The sequence below is a fragment of the Synechococcus sp. L2F genome, assembly GCF_024345695.1.
Taxonomy (GTDB): Bacteria; Cyanobacteriota; Cyanobacteriia; order PCC-6307; family Cyanobiaceae; genus MW101C3.
The window spans coordinates 760,013-784,045 of sequence record NZ_JAGQBP010000002.1; the positions used below are offsets into that span (position 1 = coordinate 760,013).

Below are 24,033 nucleotides of genomic sequence, written 5' to 3' on the forward strand. Positions count from 1 at the left end.
CGGATTGGGCCACAGCGGTACCACCCTTCTTGATTTGGCGCTCGGTGCCCATCCCCAGGTGCAGGGCTTCGGCGAGGCGGTGCGCCTGTTGCGTAGGCCCGCGCCCGGTGAGGAAGGCGGTGGTCCGGCCAGGCTGCGGCGCGAACTGCGCAACGAACGTCTCTGCACCTGCGGTTGTATCGCGGCGCAATGCCCGGTCTGGGGGCCGCTTCTGGAGTGGCTACCGGCTCACGATCACCTGCCGCTGGCTCAAAAGTGGCAGCGTTTGGTAGCGCATGCTCAAGAGCAAGCCCTCGCCGAGCCACTGCGCTGGATGGTCGACTCGTTTCAGTCGGATCTGGAGTTGCTGACCCTGCCTGATGCGGCGCTTGGCATGGAAATCCGGGTGCTGTTTCTGGTCCGCGATGTGCGCTCCTGGGTTCACGCGATCGCACGCCGCCCCCGGCGCCAGGTGGCCAGTGGCTGGCGGTCGCTGGTCCGCTGGCGCCGTGTCAATGGCCAGCTCGAGCGGCGCCTGCAAACGGCGGGCAAGCCTGTGTTTCTCCTGGGCTATGAGGAGCTGGCTCTGGCCCCCGAAGCTGCGCTCACCCGCTTGTGCCACTGGCTTGATCTGAGCTTTGAGCCGGCGATGCTCATGCCGGGCCCTTCCACCGGCAGCCACATCCTCAGCGGCAATCACATGCGTTTTGATCCAGTGAAAAGTGCCCGCATCCGCTACGACGCCGCTTGGCTCAACAGCCCCTTTCTGCCTGTCCATCTGGCCTTGCTGCTGCCGGGATGGCAGGGCATGAACCGGCGGCTCGTTTATTCCAATGATCTGGTCGATCCCGTTGGCTTGATGTGATCACAGGAGGCGTTCGCGCCTTCGTGGTGCAGTGAAGTGCTGATGGACAAGGCTGGCGTCGCTTCACTCAGAACAATCGCTTTCCCCCCATGCCCGGCCTTTCGCTGCTCGACGCGCTCGATCCCCCCGTGCAGCGGGTGCTGGCCACGGTGGTGCGCGCCGCAGCGCCGCTGCGGGTGGCTCTGGTGGGCGGTGCGGTGCGGGATCTGCTGCTGCACCGCGTCCACAACGACCCCTGGCGTGGCCTGCCCGATCTCGATCTGGTGGTGGAAGAAGGCAGTGAAGCGGCGGGACCGCCGGCGGCCCACCGGGTGGTGGAGCGCCTGCGGGGCACACCGGGAGCGGGGCTGGGCTTCTGTCAGCTGCATCCGGCCTATGGCACCGCCGAGCTTGAGATCGATGGGGTGGTGCTGGATCTGGCCACGGCACGCGGCGAGCGCTACGCCCATCCAGGTGCCAACCCCACGGTGTTTTTCGGCTCCCTCGACGACGACCTGGCCCGCCGCGACCTGAGCATCAACGCCATGGCGCTGGTGCTCGCCGATGGCGCCCTGCTCGATCCCCACGACGGTCTGGCGGATCTGGCCGCGCGGCGGCTGCGTTTCCTCCACGCCGGCAGCCTCAGCGACGACCCGACCCGGCTGGTGCGGGCGGCCCGTTATGGCGCCCGCCTGGGCATGGACCTGGCGCCCGGCAGCCTGCGGCAGTGGACCGACACCCTGGCCCGCTGGCCCTGGCCGGCGGCGGGCACGGTGCCCTCGCTGGGCACGCGCCTGCGGCGGGAACTGGAGCTGCTGCTGGGCCGCGAACCCTGGCCGCAGGCCCTGCAGCTGCTGCAGGGCTGGCAGGGGCTGGCGCTGCTGGCCCCGGGTCTGCAGGGCGACAGCAGCTGGCGGCGGCGGCTGCGCTGGGCCGACCGGCTGCGGGCGGCAGCGGATCTACCAGGCTGGTCGCCAGGCCCGTGGCGGCTGCTGGCCCTGCTGGCTGCGCTCCAGGATCCGCTGCCGCCCGCGCAGCGCCTGCAACTGCCAGAACGCAGCCTGCAGGCACTGCGGGGCCTGCAACGCCTACCCAGCGGCTCCCTGCCGCGCTCGCCGGCGGCGCTCAGCCAGCGGCTGGAGCGCAAGGGCCTGCCGCTCGACTCCGTGGTGCTGGCCCTGGCCTGCGGCGCGGGGCCGGCCGCTCCCGCCCCTGGGCTGGCGTTGCGCCGCGGACTGCTGCGCTGGCTGCTGCGCTGGCGCCAGCTGCCGCCCCCCTGCACGGCGGCGGAGCTGCTGGCCACGGGCCTGACCCAGGGGCCAGCGCTGGGCGAGCGCCTGCGTGCCCTCAGGGCCGAGCGGCTCGACCGGGAGCGGTGGTGAGCGGCGCTGCGGGCCCGTCGTTGCGATCGAGCCAGCCGGCGCCGGCCAGCGCCTGCCAGCGCCCCTGCGCCTGCAGGATCGCCTCCGCCACCAGGCGCACGGCCCCGTCCCCGCCGCGCCGCGGCAGCACCCAGTCGCAGTGGCGTCGCAGGGGGGCCGCCGCGTCGGCGGGGCACAGCAGCAGCGCCACCACCGGGCGCACCGGCAGGTCGTTGAGGTCGTCGCCCACGAAGGCCGTGGCGGCGGGGGTCAGCCCCAGCTGCCGCTGCAGGGCCGCCAGGGCGGCGGGTTTGTCCTTCACGCCGGTGAGGCAGTGCTGCACGCCCAGGTAGCGGGCCCGCTGCTCGGTGGCCCCGCTCTTGCCGCCGCTGAGCAGGGCCACCTCCAGCCCGGCCTGCTGCAGCAGGCGGATGCCCAGCCCGTCGCGCACATCGAAGCGTTTGATCACCTCACCGCTCTCGGTGGTCCAGAGGCCGCCATCGGTGAGCACCCCGTCCACATCCAGCACCAGCAGCTTCAGCTGCCGCAGCCGATCGCGGCAGCGCCGCGCCGCCAGCCGGCTGCGGCCGCGGGCCAGCCAGCCGCCATTCACAGCGTGCTGACCGCTTCAGGGCGCTGCTGCAGCGGGGCGCGGATCGCCAGCAACTGCTCCAGCAGGGGTTCGAGCCGATGCAGCGGCACCATGTTGGGCCCGTCGCTGAGGGCGTTCTCCGGGTCGGGATGCACCTCCATGAACAGGCCGTCCACCCCCACGGCCACTGCGGCGCGCGCCAGCGGCGCCACGTATTCACGCTGGCCACCGCTGCTGCTGCCACGACCACCGGGCTGCTGCACCGAGTGGGTGGCATCGAAGATCACCGGGCAGCCGAGCGCCCGCAGCTGGGGCAGGCCGCGGTAGTCCACCACCAGGGTGTTGTATCCGAAGCTGGAGCCCCGCTCGGTGAGCCAGAGCTTCTCCACGCCGGCCTCGCGCAGTTTGGTCACCACCTGGGCCATGTCCCAGGGGGCGAGGAACTGGCCTTTCTTCACGTTGATCGTCTTGCCGGTGCCGCGAACGGCGTCAGCGGCGGCCAGCAGCAGATCGGTCTGACGGCAGAGGAAGGCGGGAATCTGCAGCACGTCCACCACGGCGGCCACTGGAGCGGCCTGCTGGCTTTCGTGAATGTCGGTGAGCAGAGGCAGCCCGGTGCGGCGCTTCACTTCCGCCAGCACCTCCAGGCCCTCGGCCACGCCGGGGCCGCGGAAGGAGCCGCCGGAGCTGCGGTTGGCCTTGTCGAAGCTGGCCTTGAACACATAGGTGATGCCGAGCCGCTCGGTGATGGCCTTGACCCGCTCGGCCACCTCGAACACAAGTTCCGGGCTTTCGATCACACAGGGGCCGGCGATCAGGATGAAACTCACGGTCCACCGCGTGCAGGTGCCCTCAGCATGGCTCACGGGAGCCGGGACATATGCTCACCCCAATGAGTAGGCCCATCCCCATTTTCATCGGTGTCGATCCGCGCGAGCGGGCGGCCACCAATGTGTTGATCGACAGTCTGTATCAGAACAGCACACAAACGCTGGCGATCACACCACTCGAGACGCCGCAGCTGGAGTGCCAGGGGTTGTACTGGCGCCAGCGGGATCCCAGGCAAAGCACGGCCTTTTCGTTCACCCGCTTCCTCGTGCCGCAGCTGTGCGGCTATCAGGGCTGGGCGATTTTCATGGACTGCGACATGTTGTGTCTCAGTGACATCACTGAACTCTGGGCCCTGCGGGATGATCGCTTCGCGGTGATGTGCGTGCAGCACGATCACGTTCCTGGCGAAAACGTGAAGTTTCTCGGTGAGCGGCAATCGGCCTATCCGAAGAAAAACTGGAGTTCGTTGATGCTGTTCAACACCAGCCGCTGCACCGCGCTCACCCCCGAGTACGTCAACACCGCCTCCGGCCTCGATCTGCACCGCTTCCACTGGTTGGCGGGGGATCACGAGATCGGCGCCCTGCCCGACCGCTGGAACCATCTCGTCGATGTGCAGGCGCCGCCGCCGCTGGCGCCGGAGCCGGGCGGTGCCGCCCTGCTGCACTGGACCCTGGGCGGCCCCTGGTTCCGTGAATGCCGCACGATGGGCGGGCCCCTGGCCGCCCGCTGGTATGCCGCCCGCGACGACGCCATGCGTCTGTGGGATTGAGCGAAGTGGCCGCCGGTTGTGGCGTCTGCCGTCTGCACGCCGAGCCGGAGGCGATCGCCCGGTACGAGATCCTGCGCCGGCCCCTGTGGCTGCTGCGGCACCACCCCACACCGGCGCCGCTGCCGGGCTGGCTGCTGCTCGATGCGGTCCGCCACCTCGATGGCCCGGCCGCCTTCACGGCCGCGGAGGCGGCGGCCTTCGGGCCGATGTTGCAGCGCTGCAGTGCCCTGGTGCGCCAGCTCACCGGCTGCGAGCGCGTCTATGTGATCGCTTTCGGGGAGGGGGCCCGGCACCTGCACGCCCACCTGATCCCCCGCCATGCCGCCGACCCCGACACCGCCGCCTGGCGGGTGGCGGATGTGTACCGGCAGATGGAGGCCGGCGCCCGGCCAGCGGCGGCGCCCGAGCGGGTGGAAGCGCTGGTGCGGCAGGCCCGCAGCCTCACGGCGCTGTGGGAATAGGCTCCCGCCACCAGGGTCTTGGCAGCAGATGACGGGCAGTGGCTTGAGCGATCGGCAGCACGGTGGTGGCGCCTCGGCGCCGGAGCCTGCCGCCCTCGCCAGCCCACCGGCGCTGGCCTGCGTGGTGGCCGTGCCGGCGCGGCTGGAGTCGTCCCGCCTGCCCAACAAGGTGATGGCCGACATCGGCGGCCAGCCGATGCTGCAGCGGGTGCTGCTGCGTTGCCGCCTGGCGCAGCGGCCTGCTGCGGTGGTGCTCTGCACCGACAGCGAGGTGCTGCGGGCGGCGGCCGAGGGCTGGGGATTTCCGGTGCTGATGACCAGCGCCAGCTGCAGCTCCGGCAGCGAGCGGCTCGCCTCGGTGGTGGAGGCCCTGATTGCCCGGGCGGGGGCCACGGGCGGCGCCTTGGCCGCGGTCCGCAGCGTGATTATCAATGTGCAGGGGGATCAGCCGTTCATTGATCCGGCCGTGATCGATGCGATGGCACTTGAGTTTGAGCGGCGCACGCCCACGCCGGAGGTGCTCACCCCGATCTACCGAATGCTGCCGGAGAAGATCCACGACCCCAATGTGGTCAAGACGCTGCTGGCGGCCGACGGCCGCGCGCTCTACTTCTCCCGCTCCGCCATCCCGCACGTACGCGGTGAGGATCCGCAGCACTGGCACGCCCATGCGCCCTACTGGGGCCATGTAGGCATCTACGGCTACCGCGCCGACGTGCTGGCCCGCTGGAATGCCTTGCCCCACTCACCGCTGGAGCACACCGAGAAGCTGGAGCAGCTGCGGCTGATCGAGGCGGGCCTCACGGTGGGCACCTTCCCGGTGGAGGGTGATTTCCTCTCGGTCGACACCGCCGCCCAGCTGGAGCAGGCCCGCCGCCTGGCTGCCGCCTGAGCGGGCCCCGCCCACTCTGCAGGACGCCATGCGGCCACACCTTCAGCTCAAGCTGGGGCTCAGCCCCGCCTGGATCAGGTCGTGGAGTCGCAGCAGGCCCAGCATGGTTCCCGCGTCGTCGAGCACGGGCAGCACGCCGATCGGCTTGCGGCTGTTGCGCTCCATGCGTTCCAACGCTTCCACCGCCAGCATGCCCGGCCCCACCGTGATCGGATCGGCCGTCATCAGCTGACTGGCGCACAACTCAGCCCAGCCGGACGCGGCGTTCTGCTCCAGGGCCCGGCGCAGGTCGCCGTCGGTGATCAGGCCCGCCAGCTGCTGCGGCGCGCCGCTGCGGCGCACCCAGCAGGCCCCGGCACCATCGCGCGTGAGCAGGGCGATCACGGCGCTGAGGCTGTCGCTTTCCTCCAGCGGATGCAGCTGGGTGGTGGGCAGCATCAGATCGGCCACTGTGAGCGTGAGCTGTTTGCCGAGCGCACCGGCCGGATGGTTGAGGGCGAAGTCGGCCGGGGAGATGCCGCGCCGCTCCATCCATACGGCGGCCAGGGCATCGCCGATCGCCATCGCCACCGCCGTGCTGGCGGTGGGGGCCAGATTGAGCGGGCAGACCTCCCGGTCCACCGAGGCATCGAGCACGACATCGCAGCCGCGGGCCAGGCTCGACTGCAGTTTTCCCACCAGGGCGATGCGGCCGGTGCCACGCCGGCGCAGGTGGGGAAGGATTTCGAGCAGTTCGCCGGTTTCGCCGCTGTTGGAGAGCAGCAGCACCACGTCCTGCGGGGCCACCACACCCAGGTCTCCGTGCAGGGCATCGAGCGGGTTGAGGTACAGCGACATCAGCCCGATCGAGGAGAAGGTGGCCGCGATCTTGCGGGCCACGATGCCGCTCTTGCCTACCCCCGTGATCACGAGCTTGGCCCGTTGGTCGGCGCAGCGGTCCAGCATCGCCAGGGCTGCATCCACCTGGCAGCTTTCGATCCGGCCTGCGGCAGCGGCGATCGCGGCGGCCTCTTCCTGCAGGCAGCGGGTCAATGCCGACATGGCAGCTGCTGGCGATGGGGCGTGGCGACTGTATGGCGTGCCACCGGGCCCGGGGCGGTGGCCGGGTTCAGCCGCGGGTCAAGGCCGCGCGCACTTCCCTGTCGGCGTCCTTGCGACGCTCCTCCTGGCGTTTGTCGTGCAGCTTGCGGCCCTTGGCCAGGCCGAGCGTGAGCTTGATCCATGAGCCCTTGAGGTGCAGGTTCAGGGGGATGAGCGTCAGCCCCTTCTGATCGATGGCGATGCGCAGCCTGTCGATCTCGCGGCGGTGGGCCAGCAGCTTGCGGGTGCGCAGCGGCTCGTGGTTGAAATAGGCGCCGGCGTGGCTGTGGGGCGAGATATGCACGTTGTGCAGCTGCAGTTCCCCTTGGCGGATCAGGCAGAAGCCATCGCGCAGGTTGGCCTTGCCGGCCCGGATCGACTTCACCTCGGTGCCCACCAGCTCCAGACCGGTTTCCAGCGTTTCGAGAATCTCGTACTGGTGACGGGCGAAGCGGTTGTCGGCCAGCAGGCGGTTGGCCGCATCACGGGCTGCCCGCGCGGCTTTCTTTCCCGCTGCCTTCGCCATTGCCACCCCCGGCCTCAGGCTCGACCCTAAGCAGGCCCGGTCCTCCCTACGCTCCTGCCATGGCGATCGTGTCCTCCGGCCCGTCCGATCGAACCTCTGGCAAGGGCTCCAGTCGCCTGGGCTCCAGACGCCTGGTGGATGCGCAGCCGCATCCGTATGACAGCGCCCTGGACCCCGCCGCAGGCCTCGACAGGGCTGAGGCCGGCGACCCAGCCGATTCAGCCGGCGCCGCTGAGCTGAGCGGCACAGCCGAGGCCCCGCGGCTGCTGCGCGAGGACACGCTCCGCCCGCGCCGGCTCGGGGAGTACATCGGCCAGCGGGAGCTCAAGCAGGTGCTGGCGATCGCGGTGGAGGCCACCCGCAACCGCGGCGATGCGCTCGATCACGTGCTGCTCTACGGCCCCCCCGGCCTCGGCAAGACCACCATGGCCCTGGTGCTGGCCGAGGAGCTGGGCGTGCGCTGCCGCATCACCAGTGCGCCGGCGCTGGAACGCCCGCGCGACATCGTCGGGCTGCTGATGAACCTGCAGCCGCGCGACCTGCTGTTCATCGATGAGATCCACCGGCTCAACCGAGTGGCTGAAGAACTGCTCTACCCCGCCATGGAGGATTGCCGGCTGGATCTCACCGTGGGCAAGGGCACCACGGCCCGCACCCGCGCCGTGCCGCTGGCGCCGTTCACGCTGGTGGGGGCCACCACCCGGGCGGGAGCGTTGAGTTCGCCGTTGCGTGATCGCTTCGGGCTGATCCAGCGGCTGGAGTTCTATGACCTGCCCGATCTGCAGGCGATCGTGGAGCGGGCCGCCGGCCTGCTGAAGCTGGAGCTCGCGGGCGATGCCGCGATCGAGGTGGCCCGCCGCTGCCGCGGCACCCCCCGGATCGCCAACCGCCTGCTGCGTCGCGTCCGGGATGTGGCGAGCGTGCGCGGCCACGCCTGCATCGATGCGGCGCTGGTGGCTGAAGCCCTCAGCCTGCACCGCGTGGATGCCCGCGGCCTCGATGCCAGCGACCGGCGGTTGCTGCAGCTGCTGTTGGAGGGCTACGGCGGTGGCCCGGTGGGCCTCGAGACCCTGGCCGCCGGGCTGGGCGAAGACCCGGTCACGCTGGAAACGGTGGTGGAGCCCTTCCTGCTGCAGCTGGGCTTCCTGCAGCGCACCCCGCGGGGCCGCATCGCCACCGCCGCCGCCCGTGAACACCTCGCCTGGCCGGAGGCGGCCTGATGCTCGCCACCCTGCTGGCGGTGCTGCTGGCCGCGCAAATGAGTGTGCCCCAGCTGTTCGATGCGGCCCTGAGCGCCAGCCGCGACGGGCGCTTCGGTGAGGCCCTGCCCCTGTGGGATCAGGTGGTGGAGCAGCTGCCCGGCGATGCCTCCGCCTGGAGCAACCGCGGCAACGTGCGGCTGGCGATGGGGGATCCGCAGGGCGCGATCAGCGACCAGAACCGCGCGATCGCGCTCGAACCCGGCAGCGCCGACCCCTACCTGAACCGGGGCATCGCCGAGGAGTCCCTGCAGCAGTGGGACCTGGCCGCTGCCGACTACGAGGCGATCCTCCAGAACGATCCGGCCGATGCGGCGGCGCTCTACAACCTCGGCAATGTCCGCGGCTCCCAGGGACACTGGGACCAGGCGCGCCGCTGCTTCGAAGCGGCCGATCTGGCCCGGCCGGGCTTTGCGATGGCCCGCTCCAGCGCCGCCCTGGCGGCCTTCCAGCAGGGGGATGGGGCGGCGGCCGAGCGGGAACTGCGCCTGCTGATTCGCCGCTACCCGCTGTTCGCCGATGCCCGCGCCGGCCTCACGGCTGTGCTGTGGCAACGCGGCGCCTCAGGGGAGGCTGAGAGCAACTGGGCGGCGGCCTCCGGCCTCGACCCCCGCTACCGGCAGCCAGAATGGCTCCTGCAGATACGGCGCTGGCCTCCCCTGCCGGTGCACGCTCTTCAGGATTTTCTGCAACTGGCCCGTCGATGAGCCCTGCCGCGTCAACGCGTCCGTCCCTGTCCAGCCTGCCGGTCGCGCCGCTGACGCTCTGGCAGCAGTTTGAGCTGGAGGCGGCCCTCCAGCAGGCGATGCCGGAGCTGATCGGGCTGCGTCGCCACATTCATGCCCATCCGGAGCTGAGCGGGGCGGAACACCAGACCGCCGCCCTGGTGGCCGGGGAGCTGCGCCTGCTGGGGTGGGACGTGCGCGAAGGGGTGGGCCGCACCGGCGTGGTCGCGGAGCTTGGCCCTGAAGCGGCGCCACTGCTGGCTCTGCGGGTCGACATGGACGCGCTGCCGGTGGAGGAGCGCACGGGCCTGCCCTTCGCCTCCTGCCATCAGGGGCTGATGCATGCCTGTGGGCACGACATGCACACCGCGATCGGCCTGGGGGTGGCGCGGCTGCTGGCGCCCCTCGCCCCGCGGCTCACGGCCCGGGTGCGGCTGCTGTTTCAGCCGGCCGAGGAAATCGCCCAGGGGGCGGCCTGGATGCTGGCCGACGGCGCCATGGAGGGAGTGCAGGCCCTGTTCGGCGTGCATGTGTTTCCGAGTCTGCCGGTGGGCAGCATCGGTGTGCGCAGCGGCAGCCTCACGGCCGCGGCGGGCGAGCTGGAAGTGGAGGTGCTCGGCGAAGGCGGCCACGGCGCCCGCCCGCACCAGTCCACCGATGCGATCTGGATCGCGGCCCGGGTGGTGAGCGGTCTGCAGGAGGCGATCAGCCGGCGGCTGGATGCGCTGCAGCCGGTGGTGGTGAGCTTCGGCAGGATCGAGGGGGGCAAGGCCTTCAATGTGATCGCCGACCATGTGCGCCTGCTGGGCACGGTGCGCTGCCTCGACACCGAGGTGCACGCCGAACTGCCCGGCTGGATCGAGGACACGGTGCATGCCATCTGCCGCGGCTACGGCGGCGAGGCGCGGGTGCGCTACCGCTGCATCTCGCCGCCGGTGCACAACGACCCGGCGCTCACCGAGCTGGTGGAGGAGGCGGCCCTGGCGCTGCTCGATCGTCCGCAGGTGCGGCGGCTGGAGCAGCCGTCCCTGGGGGCGGAGGATTTCGCCGAGCTGCTCACCGCTGCGCCGGGCACCATGTTCCGGCTGGGGGTGGCCGGGCCCGAGGGTTGCGCGGCCCTCCACAACGGCGGCTTCGACCCTGACGAAGGGGCGATCGCCGTCGGCGTGCAGGTGCTCACGCTCAGCCTGCTGCTCTGGATGGAGCGCCGGGTGTGAGCGCCCGCGACCGCACCCTCCGCGCGCTGCTGGCGCTGTCGGCGCCGCTGCTGATCCTGCTGGCGCTGATCAGCATCGTGTCGCGTCAGGGAATCCAGCGGGTGCAGGGTCTGCCGGCGCTGCTGATCGGCAGCGGCCTGCTGGTGAGCAGCAGCCTGCGCCGCCGTCGTCGCCGCCGGGTGGTGCGGGAATGCCTCCGGCAGGTGCAGTCATTTCCTCCCCCTCCGTGACAGGGTGGAGCCATGGCCGATTCCTCTTCCGACAGCAAGCCGCCGCTGGATGCGGACGCCCTGCGCGCCGCCATCGCCTCCGGTGATCCGGTGCAGGCGATGCCGGCCCTGGCGGGGCTGCGGGGCGTGGAAAGCGAGGTGGCGATCCCGCTGCTGCTGCTCGGCCTGGAGCAGGAACCCTTCATCGTGCGCTCGCTCAGCTGCGCCGGCCTGGGCGTGAAGCGCAGTGCGGCGGGCTGGGAGGCGCTGCAGCGGGCCCTGCGCCACGACGACGACGCCAACGTGCGGGCGGAGGCCGCCAACGCCCTGGCCAGCTATGGCGCCGAGCAGGCCTGGCCGCTGCTGCGCGAGGCCTTCGCCGCCGACGACCAGTGGCTGGTGCGCTGCAGCATCCTCTCGGCCCTGGCCGAGCAGGCGGTGATGGGGTTTGAACCGCTGCTGGAGCTGGCGCGCATGGCGATCGCCGATCCCGACAGCTCGGTGCGGGTGGGTGGCGCCGAAATCCTCGGCCGGCTGGCGCATGAAGTGGCGCCGGCGGAGGGTGCCGAAGCGGTGCGGGCGCTGTTGCGCGGTCTGCAGAACGACCCCGACCACCGGGTGGTGGCGGCCGCCCTCAACGGACTGCAGCCCTGAATGGGTTCTGTGCTGAACTCCGGCATTCACAGGCACCCTTGCTAGCTTTGGCCGGTCACTAGGGGTGCCGCCCCGAGCCTGCTTCCCACCGGAAGTGCGCCTGGGCCTCGGCTGAGATCACACCCTCCGAACCTGATCCGGGTCATGCCGGCGCAGGGAAGTGTCCCGAATGCAACCGCGGTCCGATCGGTCCCGGTGGCGCCCGGTTCCGGAGTTGTGTCCTCGCTTCCCAGCGACCCGGTCCGAACGCCCCATTTCTCGAGTCGATCATGCGCAGCGCCTGGATTGAGAAGCGTCGCGGCGACGCCAACGTGTCGCAGATGCATTACGCCCGCCAGGGTGTGATCACCGAGGAGATGGCCTACGTGGCCAAGCGGGAGAACCTGCCCGAATCCCTGGTGATGGAAGAAGTGGCCCGGGGCCGCATGATCATCCCTGCCAACATCAACCACACCAATCTGGAGCCGATGGCGATCGGCATCGCCTCCAGGTGCAAGGTGAACGCCAACATCGGCGCTTCCCCCAATGCCTCCGACCTCGAGGAAGAGGTGGCAAAACTGCGGTTGGCGGTGAAGTACGGCGCCGACACGGTGATGGATCTCTCCACCGGCGGCGTCAATCTCGATGAGGTGCGCACGGCGATCATCAACGCCTCCACCGTGCCGATCGGAACCGTGCCGGTGTATCAGGCGCTCGAAAGCGTGCACGGCTCGATCGAGAAGCTCGATGCCGATGATTTCCTGCACATCATCGAGAAGCATTGCCAGCAGGGCGTCGATTACCAGACCATCCACGCCGGTCTGCTGATCGAGCACCTGCCGCTGGTGAAGGGCCGCCTCACGGGGATCGTGAGCCGCGGCGGCGGCATCCTGGCCCAGTGGATGCTCTACCACCACAAGCAGAACCCGCTGTTCACCCGCTTCGACGACATCATCGAGATCTTCAAGCGTTACGACTGCAGTTTTTCGCTGGGCGATTCGTTGCGGCCTGGCTGTCAGCACGATGCCTCCGATGCCGCCCAGCTGGCGGAGCTCAAAACCCTCGGCCAGCTCACCCGCCGCGCCTGGGAGCACGACATCCAGGTGATGGTGGAGGGCCCCGGCCACGTGCCGATGGACCAGATCGAGTTCAACGTCAAGAAGCAGATGGAGGAGTGCAGCGAAGCGCCCTTCTATGTGCTCGGCCCGCTGGTGACGGACATTGCCCCTGGCTACGACCACATCACCAGCGCGATCGGTGCCGCCCTGGCCGGCTGGCACGGCACGGCCATGCTCTGCTACGTCACCCCGAAGGAGCACCTGGGCCTGCCCAATGCCGAGGATGTGCGTGAGGGCCTGATCGCCTACAAGATCGCCGCCCACGCCGCCGACATCGCCCGCCACCGCCCCGGCGCCCGCGATCGCGACGATGAACTCAGCCGTGCCCGCTACGCCTTCGACTGGAACCGCCAGTTCGAGCTCTCGCTCGATCCCGAGCGCGCCCGCGAATACCACGACGAAACCCTGCCGGCCGACATCTACAAGCAGGCGGAGTTCTGCTCAATGTGCGGTCCCAAGCACTGCCCGATGCAGACCAAGATCACCGATGAGGATCTCGCCGGCCTCGAAGACGTGCTGAAGGCCCAGGCGGCTGCCGGCCAGCCGGTAGGGGTCTGAAGTTGCCCGGCCACGGCCCGAAAGGGGCCCAGCCACCCAGCGCCGAGCAGGTGGTTGCCTGGCTCGGGCTGGAGCCCCATCGCACCTGCGGCAGGGTGGCCGAGAGCTTCGTGGCCCGGGAGATTCCAGGCGGCACCCTCTACTTTCTTGCCAGCCCGGAGCGAGGCATCCAGCTGCACCGCATCCGCCACGACCAGGTGTATCACCACCACCTGGGAGACCCGCTGCAAGTGCTGCTGGTGTCGCCCGAAGGCCATGCCTCGATCGCGCAGGTCGGCAGTGACCTGGCGTCTGGTGAGCGGCCCCAGCTGGCCATTCCAGGCGGCACATTCCATGCCGGACGGGTGGCCCCCGGAGGCTCCTTTGGCTACGCGCTGCTGGGCACGGCCGTATGGGGTCGGGTGATGCCGGAGGAGGTTGAGCGGATGGAGCTGGAGGTCCTCGGGCAATCCTTCCCCCAGGCGGCGTCATTGCTCATGGTGTTCGCCTCCACCTGAAGAGACATCCAGCTGTTTGTCTCCAGCTGAAGGGACACCCAGGTGGTCGCCTCCGCCTGCACGGCTTCAAGCCATTCGCCTCCGTCGGCAGGTGCGGCTGCTGCCCTGCTGCTGCTGTCGCTCCGGCTGGAGTTTTAAGGCGCGCACGTGCTGGCGCCCCTGATTGGCCACTGTTCCTGCCCATCAGCGTGGTTGCAGGAGTCCCAGGTGGTCATGGAACCCGCAGGGCCTCGGGCGTGGCGGGTAGGGTGCCACCTGGGCCACGCCCGGCCCCCTCGGCCACGGCCGGCAGGGTGATTCAGCCAAGGCGCGATTCAGCCACAGACCCTTCCTCTTTTAGGCTCCAGTGCCCCTGCCGCCGTCAGCGACGCTGCGGTAGCGCCGGGCTTGCTCCGCGGCGAACCGCTGTCAGAGGCGTCAACCCTCAACCACGGCCGCTGCTGCGACTCCCTTCAACATCTGGTGACCTGCGTGCCTGAGCAACCCACTCCGGACAAGATCCTGCAGACCGGCCTGGCGTTCTGGGCCTCGAAAACATTGCTCAGCGCCATCGAGATCGGTGTGTTCCGTGCGCTGGCGGATGGTCCGGAACCTTTCGAAGGTCTCAGCGAGCGCCTTGGTCTGCATCCGCGTGCGGCGCGCGACTTTCTCGATGCGCTGGTGGCCCTCGGCTTCCTCAGCCGTGGCCCGGCCGGCTATGCCAATGCTCCGGACAGCGATCTCTTCCTCGATCCCCACCAGCCCACCTACCTGGGCGGCATTCTTGAGATGGCGAACCATCGCCTCTATCCCTTCTGGGGTCACCTCACCGAAGCGTTGCGCACGGGCGCGCCGCAGAACGAGTTGCGCAACGGCGGCACGGGGCTGTTTGAAACGCTCTACAGCGACCCGGCCCGGCTGAAGGAATTCCTCTCCTCCATGACCGGCATCAGCCGGGGGGCCAACATGGCGATCGCCCGCCACTACCCCTGGCAGACCGCACGCAGATTCGTGGATGTGGGCACGGCACAGGGGGATCTCGCTACCCAGATCGCCCTCGCCAACCCACACCTGCGGGGCATCGGCTTTGATCTGCCGCAGGTGGCGCCGCTGTTCGAGGAGTATGTCGCCGCGGCTGGAGTGGCAGATCGCCTCAGCTTCCAGCCGGGTGACTTCTTTCAGCAGGCCTTGCCTCAGGCCGATGTGGTGCTGATGGGGCACATCCTGCACGACTGGGATCTCGCCACCAAGAAGATGCTGATCTCCAAGGCCTACGACGCACTCCCGCCCGGCGGTGCCCTGATCGTCTACGAGGCCATCATCGACGACGACCGCTCGCAGAATGCCTTCGGTCTGATGATGAGCCTCAACATGCTCATCGAAACACCCGGCGGCTTCGATTACACCGGCGCCGATTGCGCCGGCTGGATGCGGGAGGCGGGCTTCTCCAGCAGCCGGGTGGAACCCCTCGTAGGGCCTGATTCGATGGTGGTGGCGATCAAGTAGGCCACCTAGGGCCCCAGGTCTGCCATGGCCTGTCGCGCCTGTCTGAACGGCTGGCTCCGCTGCCCCATGCCGGCGCCATCTGTTCAACTGCTGATGCCAGCTGCTGGTGGACATCACAGCGGGCCGGACATTGCTAAAAGGGGGCCCATTCGCGCTTCCTCTGTGCTCACGCAGCCCGTCCTGGAGAGCGGCCGCGTCGCGGCCCTCCCCGCCGAGGCGATCGCGCTGCGCCATGTGAGCCATCGCTACGGCGATCAGGCCGCCCTCGACGACCTCAGCCTGTCGATCGCTGCCGGCGAGTTCTTCTCCCTGCTGGGCCCCTCCGGCTGCGGCAAGACCACCACCCTGCGCCTGATCGCCGGTTTCGAGCGCCCCCAGGCGGGCCGGATCCTGCTGCAGGGCCAGGACCTCACCCAGGCGCCGCCTCACCGGCGGCCGGTGAATCTGGTCTTCCAGAACTACGCCCTGTTCCCGCACCTCAGCGTCTGGGACAACGTGGCTTTCGGGCCCCGTTCGCTGCGCCGGCCGGAGCCGGAGATCCGCCGCCGGGTGGGCGAAGCGCTTGAGGTGGTGCGGCTCACGGAGCTGGCCCGGCGCCGGCCTCACCAGCTCTCCGGCGGCCAGCAGCAGCGGGTGGCGCTGGCGCGGGCGCTGGTGAACGCCCCGGCTGCCCTGCTGCTGGACGAACCGCTGGCGGCACTCGATCCCGATCTGCGTCGCACCATGCGCTCCGAGCTCAAGCGCATCCAGCGGGAGGTGGGCATCACCTTCCTGCTGGTCACCCACGACCGGGAAGAAGCCCTCAGCCTGAGCGACCGGCTGGCGGTGCTGCACCGCGGCCGGCTCGAGCAGGTGGGCACGCCGCGGGAGCTCTATGAACGCCCCACCAGCGCCGTGGTGGCCACCTTCCTGGGCGCCGCCAACCTGCTGCCCAACGGTGCCGGGGAGGGTGTGCGGCTGCTGCGGCCCGAGCGCCTGCGGCTCAGCGCCTCCCCGCCGGGGGAAGGGGAGCGGGGACTGCGGGCGCGGGTGCGCGAACTCGCCTTTCAGGGAGCCACGGTGGAGGTGCGTCTGCGCTGTGCCGATGATCTGCCGCTGATCGCGATCGATACCAGCGCCGGCCTGCCGGACGATCTCTCCATCGGCACCGAGCTCTGGTGCCGGTGGAACCCCGCCGACAGCCACGCCCTCCAGCCGCCCAGCCGCCCATGACCCGTCCGTTCACCCCCTCCCGCTCCGGCTCCGCCCCATCCCCCCGCAGCCGCCGGGTCTTTCTGCGCCAGCTGGGGCTGGCGGCTGCGGGGGTGGCGCTCACACCGCCGCTGCTGCAGGCCTGTGGCGGTGGGGCTGGCGGCGGCACCGGCGGCCAGAGCGAGGGCGGCGACGGCGGCGGCAAGGACAGGGAGCTGGTGATCTCCAACTTCCCCCTCTATATCGATGTGGACGCCCCTGGCGCCCCCGGCAGCGTCTCGCGCTTCCAGAAGGACACCGGCATCCAGGTGCGCTACATCGAGGACGTGAATGATGTGCGCCAGTTCTTCGCCCGCATCCAGCCCCAGCTGGCTGCCGGCCGGCCGCTCGCTCAGGACCTGATCGTGCTCACCGGCTGGATGGCCGAACGGCTGATCCGGCTGGGCTGGATGGAGCCGCTGCCGCTGGCGGAGGTGCCCAACGCCCGCAATCTTGTCCCCTCCCTGCGCAAGCCTTCCTGGGATCCGGAGCAGCGCTTCAGCCTGCCCTGGCAGTCGGGGATCGCTGGCATTGCTTACAACATCAAGGCCACGGGCCGGGAACTGCGCGGCATCGATGATCTGTTCGATCCGGCGCTCAAGGGCCGCGTGTCGGCGCTGCTGGAGATGCGCGACACCATGGGCCTGCTGATGCTGGCCGACGGCCAGGACATCACCCGCCCCACCTGGGCCGCAGCCCAGCCCTCCTTCGACCGGTTGGAGCAGGCCCGCAAGGACGGCCAGATCCGTCGCTTCACCGGCAACGACTACCAGACCGATCTGCTGGCCGGAAACCTGGCCGCCTGCATCGGCTGGTCGGGGGATGTGGCGCAGCTCTCCATGGAGCAGCCCGACCTGCGCTTCCTGGTGCCGGACAGCGGCAGTGTGCTCTGGGCCGACGTGATGCTGATGCCCAAGGGCGCCCGCCACCCGCAGGAGGTGGCCCGCTGGCTCAACTGGGTCTACGAGCCGGTGGAAGCGGCACGCATCGCCGCTGCGGTGCAGTACATCTCCCCGGTGGAAGGGGTGCGCGAGGTGCTGGCGAAGGATCCCGCCACCGCCCCGTTGGCCAACAACCCGCTGATGTTCCCGGATGCGGCCATGCAGAAGAAGCTGCATGTCTTCGGGCCGCTCAGCGATCAGGAGGAAGCCCGCTGGGAGGAACGCTTTGCCCGTATCACCGAGGGCTGAACTCCGGCGCCACTGGCCGTGGCTGCTGCTGACCCCGGGCCTGCTGTGGCTGCTGGCCCTGTATGTGCTGCCGCTGCTCGGTCTGGTGCCCCTGTCGTTGTCGGAGCCGCTCAGCCGCTTCGGCCTCGACACGGTGTTCACCGGCCGGGTGGCGAACTATCTGGAGGTGCTGCAGGCCTACGGCCCGATCCTGGTGCGTTCCTTCAGCTACGCACTGGTGGCCACGGCCGTGGGCCTGGTGTTGGCCTATCCGCTGGCCTTCGCGATCCGCTTCCATGGCGGCCGCTGGCAACCGCTGCTGATCGGCCTCGTGGTGCTGCCCTCGCTCACGTCCTTTCTGGTGCGGGCGATTGCCTGGACCAGCCTGCTCGGGGACAACGGTCCGGTGCTCGGCGTGCTGGATACCCTTGGGCTCACCGAGCTGCTCAATGGGCTGGGGGTGCTGCGTGATGGACGGCTGTTGAACACGCCCACTTCGGTGATCCTGGGCCTCACCAATGGGGTGCTGCCGTTTCTGGTGCTGCCGCTGGTGGTGGCGATGGAGCGGATCGATCCCCGCCTGCTGGAGGCCGCCGCTGATCTGCATGCCGGTCCGCTGCGCTCCTTCGTTCGGGTGGTGTGGCCCCTGTCGCTGCCGGGGCTGGGAGCCGGCCTGCTGCTGAGCCTGATCCCGGCGGCCGGTGATGTCGTGAATCCGCTGTTCCTCGGCGGCCCCAATGAGCGGATGATCGCCAACACGATCGACAACCTGCTGCTGGTGCAACTGCAGGCGCCCCGGGCGGCGGCCCTGACGCTCATGCTGATGGCGCTGATCTCGGTGGCAGTGGTGCTGCAGCTGCGCAGCCGTGGCGTGGAGGATCTGCCGCTGCCATGAACCGAACCGGTGCGCTGCTGCTGGGTGTATGGAGTGCGCTGGCCTATGGCCTGCTGTATGCGCCGGTGGTCGTCACCGTGCTGTTCAGCTTCAACGCCCCCCGCGGGCGCTTCAACCTGCTGTGGCAGGGCTTCACCCTGGAGAACTGGCGGCATCCGCTGCGTAACGTCGCCCTCACCCAGGCCTTCCTCACCAGCCTCGGCCTTGCCCTGGCGGCTGCGCTGCTGGCGGTGCTGCTGGGTGGGCTGATGGCCCTGGCGCTCAGCCGCGCCCGCCTGCGGGCGGGGCGCTGGATCGAGCTGCTGCTGGCCCTGCCGCTCACCAACCCGGAGATCGTGCTGGCCACGGCCCTGTTCACCCTCTTCGTGCGCGTCGATCTGCCCCGTGGACCGCTCACCTTGTTGCTGTCCCACAGCCTGTTCTGCCTCAGCTACGCGGCGCTCACCCTCAAGGCACGGCTGGCAGGGTTCGACCCCACGCTCGAGCTCGCTGCGCAGGACCTGGGCGCTCCACCGCTGGCGGCCTTCCGCCGGGTCACCCTGCCGCTGCTGGCGCCTGGCCTGCTGGCGGCCACCCTGCTCTCCTTTTCCCTCTCCTTCGACGACTACGTGATCAGCAGTTTCACCGCCGGCGAGATCGTCACCCTGCCGCTCTACCTGGCCGGTGCCTTTCAGCGCGAGATCTCGCCCCAGATCCAGGTGCTCTCCACCCTGGTGCTGCTCGTCAGCGCCGTGCTGCTGGTGCTCGCCTCACCGCCCCGCCAGCGCCGCGGTTAGCTCGGCGACAGGCCTCGCCGCGCAAGACCTTGGGTCAGCTGCACGCCGCCCCCGCTCCGCTCAGGCGAAGCCGCCGGGCCGCTTCCGGGTGGAGGACAGCGACACGTTGCCGCTGGCCGGGGGCGGCACTGGCATGGCCGGGCCCACCTCCAGGCGGCCGCGGGGCACGGCCGCAGCGGCCTGGGCTCCTTGCCCCCCTGGCGGCGCGGGAACCGCCTGCACGTTGAAGGCCAGCGACCAGCGCTCGCCTTCGCCACGGAAGGGCGGCACGGAATGGGGCTGCCAGGCCGGGAACACATAGAAGGTGCCCGGCACGGGCTGCACGTAGTGCGCCATACCGGTACGGAAGCTCTGGATGTGCCACTCCTCCGGGCCGTGGAAGCAGAGCTGGCCGTCGAAGCTGGTGCCGTTGATCTGCGGTGGCACCTTCAGGAACAGCACGCCGGAAAACGAGCCGCCATGGGTGTGCACCGGGTTGTAGTCACCGGCCTGCTGGCTGTTGAGCCAGATGTCGATCATCTGCAGGCCGTAGCGGCCCGGATGCCAGGGGCCGCGACCCTGGGGCGGTTGCCGCTCCATCACGTGGCGCAGCCAGCGCTCGCAGGCCGGCAGCACCACCTCGCTGCACAGGGCCGTGATCTCCGGAAACTGCGGACCGAGCTCGCGCTGCTGCTGCAACTGGCCGGCGAGCTTCGCGGAGGCATCGCTGGTGAGGCCGGTATCGGCCAGCACCCGCTCCGCCAGGGAAAGGAGAGGCTCCAGCGTGCCGACCGGCAACGTGCCCGTGAGCACGTAACGCGGAAACAGCTCGAGCATCTCCATCGGCATGGCGGAACGGCTCAGCCCAGGGCCTTCGCCTTCGCCACCACGTTGTCGACCGTGAAGCCGAACTTCTCGAGGCACACACCGCCAGGGGCGGAGGCACCGAAGCGATCGATCGACACGGTGTCACCGTCGAAGCCGGAGTACTTGTGCCAGCCGAACGAGCTGGAGGCCTCCACCACGAGGCGCTTGCGCACCGCCGCGGGCAGCACCGCTTCGCGGTAGCTGGCGTCCTGCTCCTCGAACAGCTCCACACAGGGCATCGACACCACGCGCACCTGCTTGCCATCCGCGCTCAGTTGCTCGGCGGCCTTGACGCAGAGGTCGAGCTCGGTGCCGGAGCCGATCAGGATCAGATCGGGGGTGCCGTCGCAGTCGATCAGCACGTAGCCGCCCTTGGCCACCTGATCGATCGACGAGTTGGCCTGGTTCACCATCGCCTGGCGGCTGAGGGCCAGCACGGTGGGGCGCTTGCGGTTGCTGATCGCCACCTTGTAGGCGCCGCTGGTTTCGTTGCCATCGCCGGGACGCATCACCAGCAGGTTGGGGATCGAACGCAGCGAGGCAAGGGTTTCCACCGGTTGGTGGGTGGGGCCGTCTTCGCCGAGGCCGATGGAATCGTGGGTGAGCACGTAGATCACGCCCAGCTCGCTGAGGGCCGACAGGCGCATGGCGCCCACCATGTAGCCCGCGAACACCAGGAAGGTGCCGCCGTAGGGCACCAGGCCGCTGCCGTGATACGCCAGGCCGTTGAGGATGGAGGCCATGGCGTGCTCACGCACGCCGAAGTGCAGGTAGCGATTGGCTTCGCCGCCTTTCTGGAAGCTGGCCTCGCCCTTGATGTCGGTGAGGTTGGAGTGGGTGAGGTCGGCGGAGCCGCCGATCAGCTCCGGCAGGCTGGGTCCCACGGCGTTGAGCACGTTGTAGGAGTGCTGGCGGGTGGCCAGACCTTTGTCTGCGGGGGTGAAGGTGGGCAGCTTGGCCTCCCAGCCCTCGGGCAGCTCGCCACGCAGCTGGCGCTCGAATTCAGCTGCCTCGGTGGGGTACTGGGAGCGGTAGGTCTCCAGGTCGGCGTTCCACTGCGCTTCGGCGGCGGCACCGCGGCTGAGGGCCTGACGCCAGTGGTCGTAGGCCTCCTGGGGCACTTCGAACGGTCCATACGACCAGCCGAGGGCTTTACGGGTGAGCTCGGCTTCGTCAGCGCCGAGGGCAGCGCCGTGCACACCGGCGGTGTTGGCTTTGTTGGGGGAGCCGTAGCCGATGGTGGTGGTGACCTTGATCAGGCTGGGCTTGTCGGTGACCGCCTTGGCCTCCTCGATCGCCTTGGTGATCGCCGCCACATCGGTGTTGCCATCGGGCACATGCAGCACGTGCCAGCCATAGGCCTCGTACCGCTTCATCACGTCTTCGGTGAACGACACCGCGGTGTTGCCGTCGATCGTGATGTGGTTGTCGTCGTAGAGGGCGATCAGCTTGCCCAGGCCCAGGTGGCCCGCCAGGGAGGCGGCTTCGCTGGCCACCCCTTCCTGATTGCAGCCGTCGCCCATGATCACGTAGGTGTAGTGATCAACCAGCTCAACGCCGGGCTTGTTGAACCGCGCTGCCATGTGGGCTTCGGCGATCGCCAGGCCCACGGCGTTGGCGATGCCCTGGCCGAGAGGGCCGGTGGTGACTTCGACACCGGCGGTTTCAAAGGTTTCCGGGTGGCCGGGGGTCTTGGAGCCCCACTGGCGGAACTGCTTGATGTCCTCCAGCCCCACGCTGTCGTAGCCGGTGAGGTGCAGCAGCGAATAGAGCAGCATGCAGCCGTGGCCGGCCGAGAGCACGAAGCGGTCGCGGTTGAACCAGCCGGGGTTGCTGGGGTTGTGCTTCAGGACCCTGTCCCACAGCGCATAGGCCATCGGCGCTGCGCCCATCGGCAGGCCCGGGTGACCGGAATTCGCCTTGTTGACGGCATCGATCGCCAGGAAGCGGATGCTGTTGATGCAGAGGGTGTCGATGGACAAGGTGTCCACTGAAGGGGCAGCGACCATGGCGAAGAGGAGGGGGGTGGTGTGAGGGCTTCCTGAAGGACGGCTGAACGGGGGCGTTCAGGGCTTCCTGCGGAATGCGAGGCAGACGTTGTGACCACCAAACCCGAAGGAGTTCGAGAGCACGACGTTCAGTTTCTGTTCCCGCGCCTGGTTCGGCACGACATCCAGATCACAAGCCGGATCCGGATTCTGGAAGTTGATCGTAGGGGGTATGAGGTTGTGCTCCATCGCCTTGACCACGGCGACGGCTTCGATGCCGCCGCTGCCGCCGAGCAGGTGGCCGGTCATGGATTTGGTGGAGCTGATCGGTGTGCGCAGCGCGTGCGGACCGAGCGCGGCCTTGATGGCGGCCGTTTCGTTGCTGTCGTTGGCCTGGGTGCTGGTGCCGTGCGCATTCACGTAATCCACAGCTTCGGCGTCGAGGCGGGCATCACGCAGGGCCAGCCGCATCGCTTCGGCACCACCCACCCCACCGGGTGTGGGGGAGGTGATGTGGTGGGCATCGCAGGTCATGCCGTAGCCGACGATCTCCGCCAGCACCTCGGCGCCGCGCCGGGTGGCGTGATCCAGGCTTTCCAGCACCAGAATCCCGGCCCCTTCGCCGATCACGAAGCCGTTGCGCTCCGCATCGAAGGGGCGACTGGCGGTGGCGGGGTCGTCGTTGCGGAACGACAGTGCCTTGGCACTGGCGAAACCCGCCACCCCGAGTGGAGTGATCGCCGATTCGGCGCCGCCGCACACCATGGCGTCGGCCAGGCCCATCTGGATCAGGCGGAAGGCGTCGCCGATGGCGTTGGAGCCGGCGGCACAGGCGGTGGCCACGGCGCTGCTCGGACCCTTGGCCCCCAGGGCGATGGCGGCCAGGCCGGCGGCCATGTTGGGAATCATCATCGGCACGCAGAACGGGCTGACCCGGTCCGGCCCGCGGTCGGCCAGCACATGGGCCTGGCTCTCCATCATCAGCAGTCCGCCCACACCAGAGCCGATCGACACACCCACCCGGTCGGCGTTGGTGTCGTCGATCGTGAGACCGGCATCCAGCACGGCTTGCTTGGCGGCCACCACGCCGAACTTGCAGAAGCGATCCCAGCGCTTGGCTTCCTTGCGGTCGATCATGCCGACGGGATCGAAATCCTTCACTTCCGCCGCAAAACGGCAGGCATGGCGCGAGGCGTCGAACAGGGTGATCGCGGCCACGCCATTGCGCCCCGAGGCCAGGCCTTCCCAGTAATCGGTAACGGTGTTGCCGATCGGTGTGACCGCGCCCAGGCCTGTGACCACGACGCGGTGGAGTCCCTCCACCATCAACACCCTCAGGCCTGCTTATCCAGGATGTAAGTCACGGCATCACCCACGGTGGTGATGCCTTCAGCGGCCTCGTCGGGGATCTCGATATCGAAGGCTTCTTCCAGGGCCATCACCAGCTCCACCGTGTCGAGAGAGTCGGCGCCGAGGTCGTTCTGGAAGTTCGATTCGGGCTTGACCTCAGCGGCATCCACGCTGAGTTGCTCGGCAACGATCGAACGCACTTTCTCGAAGATCGCTTCCTGTGACATGGCCGCTTAGAGGGAGGCCGCATCCTACGGGTCGCCCCGGACGGGCCCCCGAGCCATATGAAAAAGAATGACGGCCTCGGGCCGGCCCAGCCTTGGCTTCGGTCGCCTTGGGTACCTTGGCCGCACGCCGTTCGCCTCCGGTCGGGCATGTCCCACTCCGTCAAGATCTACGACACCTGCATCGGTTGCACCCAGTGCGTCCGTGCCTGCCCTCTCGATGTGCTGGAGATGGTGCCCTGGGATGGCTGCAAGGCCGGCCAGATCGCTTCCTCCCCTCGCACCGAAGACTGCATCGGTTGCAAGCGTTGTGAAACCGCCTGCCCCACCGACTTCCTCAGCGTCCGTGTCTATCTGGGCGACGAGACCAGCCGCAGCATGGGTCTGGCCTACTGAAGTCAGGCGCAGCCTTCTGCAGCGCTTCCAGCCCGGCGCACGCCGGGCTTTTGCATGTCGGGCCCTGCCCGCTGTGCGTGCCTGCCGCAAGAAGCTTCGGCCTGGGTGCCGGCGGCCCTG

At 69.3% G+C, this 24,033-nt stretch carries 26 protein-coding genes and 1 riboswitch; of the genes, 18 read left to right on the plus strand and 8 right to left on the minus strand.

Annotated elements, in window-relative coordinates:
- The first annotated feature begins 4 nt into the window (after nucleotides 1-4).
- Entirely contained in the window at nucleotides 5-844 is an 840-nt protein-coding gene (locus KBZ19_RS08575) for a sulfotransferase (protein WP_315856339.1), read from the plus strand.
- Between the two features lie 89 nt (nucleotides 845-933).
- Nucleotides 934-2,205, plus strand: a complete 1,272-nt coding sequence (locus KBZ19_RS08580; protein ID WP_094513702.1) for a CCA tRNA nucleotidyltransferase — start codon at nucleotides 934-936, stop codon at nucleotides 2,203-2,205.
- On the opposite strand, the gene KBZ19_RS08585 is transcribed toward KBZ19_RS08580, so the two are convergent.
- A complete protein-coding gene (locus KBZ19_RS08585; RefSeq protein ID WP_255100602.1) occupies nucleotides 2,171-2,797 on the minus strand; it encodes an HAD family hydrolase in 627 nt (208 codons plus the stop codon). The genes KBZ19_RS08580 and KBZ19_RS08585 overlap by 35 nt on opposite strands.
- On the minus strand, nucleotides 2,794-3,642 hold the full coding sequence (gene kdsA, locus KBZ19_RS08590) for a 3-deoxy-8-phosphooctulonate synthase (RefSeq protein ID WP_255100603.1): 849 nt from the start codon (nucleotides 3,640-3,642) through the stop codon (nucleotides 2,794-2,796). Before kdsA ends, KBZ19_RS08585 begins: the two co-directional genes overlap by 4 nt.
- Nucleotides 3,643-3,668: 26 nt before the next feature.
- Between kdsA and KBZ19_RS08595 the strand changes: the two genes are divergently transcribed.
- Genes KBZ19_RS08595 through kdsB form a run of 3 tightly spaced genes read left to right on the plus strand, consistent with a single transcriptional unit; the run spans nucleotide 3,669 to nucleotide 5,732 of the window.
- Nucleotides 3,669-4,379, plus strand: a complete 711-nt coding sequence (locus KBZ19_RS08595; RefSeq protein WP_255100604.1) for a glycosyltransferase — start codon at nucleotides 3,669-3,671, stop codon at nucleotides 4,377-4,379.
- Entirely contained in the window at nucleotides 4,370-4,840 is a 471-nt protein-coding gene (locus KBZ19_RS08600; RefSeq protein WP_399220120.1) for a diadenosine tetraphosphate hydrolase, read from the plus strand. Before KBZ19_RS08595 ends, KBZ19_RS08600 begins: the two co-directional genes overlap by 10 nt.
- Nucleotides 4,841-4,868: 28 nt before the next feature.
- The gene (kdsB, locus tag KBZ19_RS08605) at nucleotides 4,869-5,732 is read left to right on the plus strand and encodes a 3-deoxy-manno-octulosonate cytidylyltransferase (RefSeq protein ID WP_255100605.1); all 864 of its coding nucleotides are present in this window, start codon (nucleotides 4,869-4,871) and stop codon (nucleotides 5,730-5,732) included.
- Nucleotides 5,733-5,774: 42 nt separating this feature from the next.
- Here kdsB and KBZ19_RS08610 read toward each other — a convergent pair whose 3' ends face one another.
- Entirely contained in the window at nucleotides 5,775-6,773 is a 999-nt protein-coding gene (locus tag KBZ19_RS08610; protein WP_094513693.1) for an SIS domain-containing protein, read from the minus strand.
- A 67-nt stretch (nucleotides 6,774-6,840) separates the two neighbouring features.
- Nucleotides 6,841-7,338, minus strand: coding sequence for an SsrA-binding protein SmpB (gene smpB, locus KBZ19_RS08615; RefSeq protein ID WP_094513691.1), 498 nt, complete (start codon nucleotides 7,336-7,338; stop codon nucleotides 6,841-6,843).
- 59 nt (nucleotides 7,339-7,397) lie between these two features.
- Between smpB and ruvB the strand changes: the two genes are divergently transcribed.
- From ruvB to KBZ19_RS08675, 12 genes are all read left to right on the plus strand, one after another.
- Nucleotides 7,398-8,558 carry a Holliday junction branch migration DNA helicase RuvB gene (gene ruvB / locus KBZ19_RS08620; protein WP_255100606.1) on the plus strand — a complete coding sequence of 387 codons (1,161 nt, stop codon included), beginning with the start codon at nucleotides 7,398-7,400 and terminating at the stop codon, nucleotides 8,556-8,558.
- Nucleotides 8,558-9,304: a tetratricopeptide repeat protein gene (locus KBZ19_RS08625; RefSeq protein ID WP_255100607.1), complete on the plus strand. Its 747-nt coding sequence runs from the start codon at nucleotides 8,558-8,560 to the stop codon at nucleotides 9,302-9,304. The genes ruvB and KBZ19_RS08625 overlap by 1 nt, the downstream gene beginning before the upstream one ends.
- A 98-nt stretch (nucleotides 9,305-9,402) precedes the next feature.
- On the plus strand, nucleotides 9,403-10,539 hold the full coding sequence (locus tag KBZ19_RS08630) for an amidohydrolase (RefSeq protein ID WP_255100720.1): 1,137 nt from the start codon (nucleotides 9,403-9,405) through the stop codon (nucleotides 10,537-10,539).
- Nucleotides 10,536-10,769 carry a DUF3188 domain-containing protein gene (locus KBZ19_RS08635; RefSeq protein WP_255100608.1) on the plus strand — a complete coding sequence of 78 codons (234 nt, stop codon included), beginning with the start codon at nucleotides 10,536-10,538 and terminating at the stop codon, nucleotides 10,767-10,769. The genes KBZ19_RS08630 and KBZ19_RS08635 overlap by 4 nt, the downstream gene beginning before the upstream one ends.
- Nucleotides 10,770-10,781: 12 nt before the next feature.
- Nucleotides 10,782-11,402: a HEAT repeat domain-containing protein gene (locus KBZ19_RS08640; protein ID WP_255100609.1), complete on the plus strand. Its 621-nt coding sequence runs from the start codon at nucleotides 10,782-10,784 to the stop codon at nucleotides 11,400-11,402.
- Nucleotides 11,403-11,452: 50 nt separating this feature from the next.
- Nucleotides 11,453-11,578: riboswitch (TPP riboswitch) on the plus strand.
- 93 nt (nucleotides 11,579-11,671) lie between these two features.
- Entirely contained in the window at nucleotides 11,672-13,057 is a 1,386-nt protein-coding gene (gene thiC, locus KBZ19_RS08645; RefSeq protein ID WP_094513674.1) for a phosphomethylpyrimidine synthase ThiC, read from the plus strand.
- A 50-nt stretch (nucleotides 13,058-13,107) separates the two neighbouring features.
- Nucleotides 13,108-13,554: a cupin domain-containing protein gene (locus tag KBZ19_RS08650; RefSeq protein ID WP_255100610.1), complete on the plus strand. Its 447-nt coding sequence runs from the start codon at nucleotides 13,108-13,110 to the stop codon at nucleotides 13,552-13,554.
- 471 nt (nucleotides 13,555-14,025) lie between these two features.
- Nucleotides 14,026-15,039, plus strand: coding sequence for an acetylserotonin O-methyltransferase (locus KBZ19_RS08655; RefSeq protein ID WP_255100611.1), 1,014 nt, complete (start codon nucleotides 14,026-14,028; stop codon nucleotides 15,037-15,039).
- Nucleotides 15,040-15,201: 162 nt separating this feature from the next.
- The gene (locus KBZ19_RS08660; RefSeq protein ID WP_255100612.1) at nucleotides 15,202-16,251 is read left to right on the plus strand and encodes an ABC transporter ATP-binding protein; all 1,050 of its coding nucleotides are present in this window, start codon (nucleotides 15,202-15,204) and stop codon (nucleotides 16,249-16,251) included.
- On the plus strand, nucleotides 16,248-17,459 hold the full coding sequence (locus KBZ19_RS08665; RefSeq protein WP_255100613.1) for a PotD/PotF family extracellular solute-binding protein: 1,212 nt from the start codon (nucleotides 16,248-16,250) through the stop codon (nucleotides 17,457-17,459). Before KBZ19_RS08660 ends, KBZ19_RS08665 begins: the two co-directional genes overlap by 4 nt.
- On the plus strand, nucleotides 17,437-18,333 hold the full coding sequence (locus tag KBZ19_RS08670) for an ABC transporter permease (RefSeq protein WP_255100614.1): 897 nt from the start codon (nucleotides 17,437-17,439) through the stop codon (nucleotides 18,331-18,333). Before KBZ19_RS08665 ends, KBZ19_RS08670 begins: the two co-directional genes overlap by 23 nt.
- Nucleotides 18,330-19,109: an ABC transporter permease gene (locus KBZ19_RS08675; protein ID WP_094513659.1), complete on the plus strand. Its 780-nt coding sequence runs from the start codon at nucleotides 18,330-18,332 to the stop codon at nucleotides 19,107-19,109. The genes KBZ19_RS08670 and KBZ19_RS08675 overlap by 4 nt, the downstream gene beginning before the upstream one ends.
- Before the next feature lie 60 nt (nucleotides 19,110-19,169).
- Here the strand turns inward: KBZ19_RS08675 and KBZ19_RS08680 are convergent, their stop codons facing one another.
- The 4 genes from KBZ19_RS08680 to acpP are packed head-to-tail and all read right to left on the minus strand — an operon-like array spanning nucleotide 19,170 to nucleotide 23,520.
- Nucleotides 19,170-19,931 carry a putative 2OG-Fe(II) oxygenase gene (locus KBZ19_RS08680; RefSeq protein WP_255100721.1) on the minus strand — a complete coding sequence of 254 codons (762 nt, stop codon included), beginning with the start codon at nucleotides 19,929-19,931 and terminating at the stop codon, nucleotides 19,170-19,172.
- A 17-nt stretch (nucleotides 19,932-19,948) separates the two neighbouring features.
- Entirely contained in the window at nucleotides 19,949-21,964 is a 2,016-nt protein-coding gene (tkt, locus tag KBZ19_RS08685) for a transketolase (protein ID WP_255100615.1), read from the minus strand.
- Between the two features lie 57 nt (nucleotides 21,965-22,021).
- A complete protein-coding gene (fabF, locus tag KBZ19_RS08690; protein ID WP_094513981.1) occupies nucleotides 22,022-23,269 on the minus strand; it encodes a beta-ketoacyl-ACP synthase II in 1,248 nt (415 codons plus the stop codon).
- Between the two features lie 8 nt (nucleotides 23,270-23,277).
- Nucleotides 23,278-23,520: an acyl carrier protein gene (gene acpP / locus KBZ19_RS08695; protein ID WP_094513653.1), complete on the minus strand. Its 243-nt coding sequence runs from the start codon at nucleotides 23,518-23,520 to the stop codon at nucleotides 23,278-23,280.
- A gap of 147 nt (nucleotides 23,521-23,667) precedes the next feature.
- Between acpP and psaC the strand changes: the two genes are divergently transcribed.
- A complete protein-coding gene (psaC, locus tag KBZ19_RS08700) occupies nucleotides 23,668-23,913 on the plus strand; it encodes a photosystem I iron-sulfur center protein PsaC (RefSeq protein WP_094513650.1) in 246 nt (81 codons plus the stop codon).
- Nucleotides 23,914-24,033: the final 120 nt, after the last annotated feature.

Bases quoted from the DNA above. Each gene is read 5' to 3' on its own strand.
- KBZ19_RS08580 (WP_094513702.1), top strand. From the start codon at position 934: ATGCCCGGCCTTTCGCTGCTCGACGCGCTCGATCCCCCCGTGCAGCGG.
- KBZ19_RS08595 (WP_255100604.1), top strand. From the start codon at position 3,669: ATGAGTAGGCCCATCCCCATTTTCATCGGTGTCGATCCGCGCGAGCGG.
- kdsB (WP_255100605.1), top strand. From the start codon at position 4,869: ATGACGGGCAGTGGCTTGAGCGATCGGCAGCACGGTGGTGGCGCCTCG.
- KBZ19_RS08610 (WP_094513693.1), bottom strand. From the start codon at position 6,773: ATGTCGGCATTGACCCGCTGCCTGCAGGAAGAGGCCGCCGCGATCGCC.
- smpB (WP_094513691.1), bottom strand. From the start codon at position 7,338: ATGGCGAAGGCAGCGGGAAAGAAAGCCGCGCGGGCAGCCCGTGATGCG.
- ruvB (WP_255100606.1), top strand. From the start codon at position 7,398: ATGGCGATCGTGTCCTCCGGCCCGTCCGATCGAACCTCTGGCAAGGGC.
- KBZ19_RS08625 (WP_255100607.1), top strand. From the start codon at position 8,558: ATGCTCGCCACCCTGCTGGCGGTGCTGCTGGCCGCGCAAATGAGTGTG.
- KBZ19_RS08630 (WP_255100720.1), top strand. From the start codon at position 9,403: ATGCCGGAGCTGATCGGGCTGCGTCGCCACATTCATGCCCATCCGGAG.
- KBZ19_RS08640 (WP_255100609.1), top strand. From the start codon at position 10,782: ATGGCCGATTCCTCTTCCGACAGCAAGCCGCCGCTGGATGCGGACGCC.
- thiC (WP_094513674.1), top strand. From the start codon at position 11,672: ATGCGCAGCGCCTGGATTGAGAAGCGTCGCGGCGACGCCAACGTGTCG.
- KBZ19_RS08665 (WP_255100613.1), top strand. From the start codon at position 16,248: ATGACCCGTCCGTTCACCCCCTCCCGCTCCGGCTCCGCCCCATCCCCC.
- KBZ19_RS08675 (WP_094513659.1), top strand. From the start codon at position 18,330: ATGAACCGAACCGGTGCGCTGCTGCTGGGTGTATGGAGTGCGCTGGCC.
- KBZ19_RS08680 (WP_255100721.1), bottom strand. From the start codon at position 19,931: ATGGAGATGCTCGAGCTGTTTCCGCGTTACGTGCTCACGGGCACGTTG.
- tkt (WP_255100615.1), bottom strand. From the start codon at position 21,964: ATGGTCGCTGCCCCTTCAGTGGACACCTTGTCCATCGACACCCTCTGC.
- fabF (WP_094513981.1), bottom strand. From the start codon at position 23,269: ATGGTGGAGGGACTCCACCGCGTCGTGGTCACAGGCCTGGGCGCGGTC.
- acpP (WP_094513653.1), bottom strand. From the start codon at position 23,520: ATGTCACAGGAAGCGATCTTCGAGAAAGTGCGTTCGATCGTTGCCGAG.
- psaC (WP_094513650.1), top strand. From the start codon at position 23,668: ATGTCCCACTCCGTCAAGATCTACGACACCTGCATCGGTTGCACCCAG.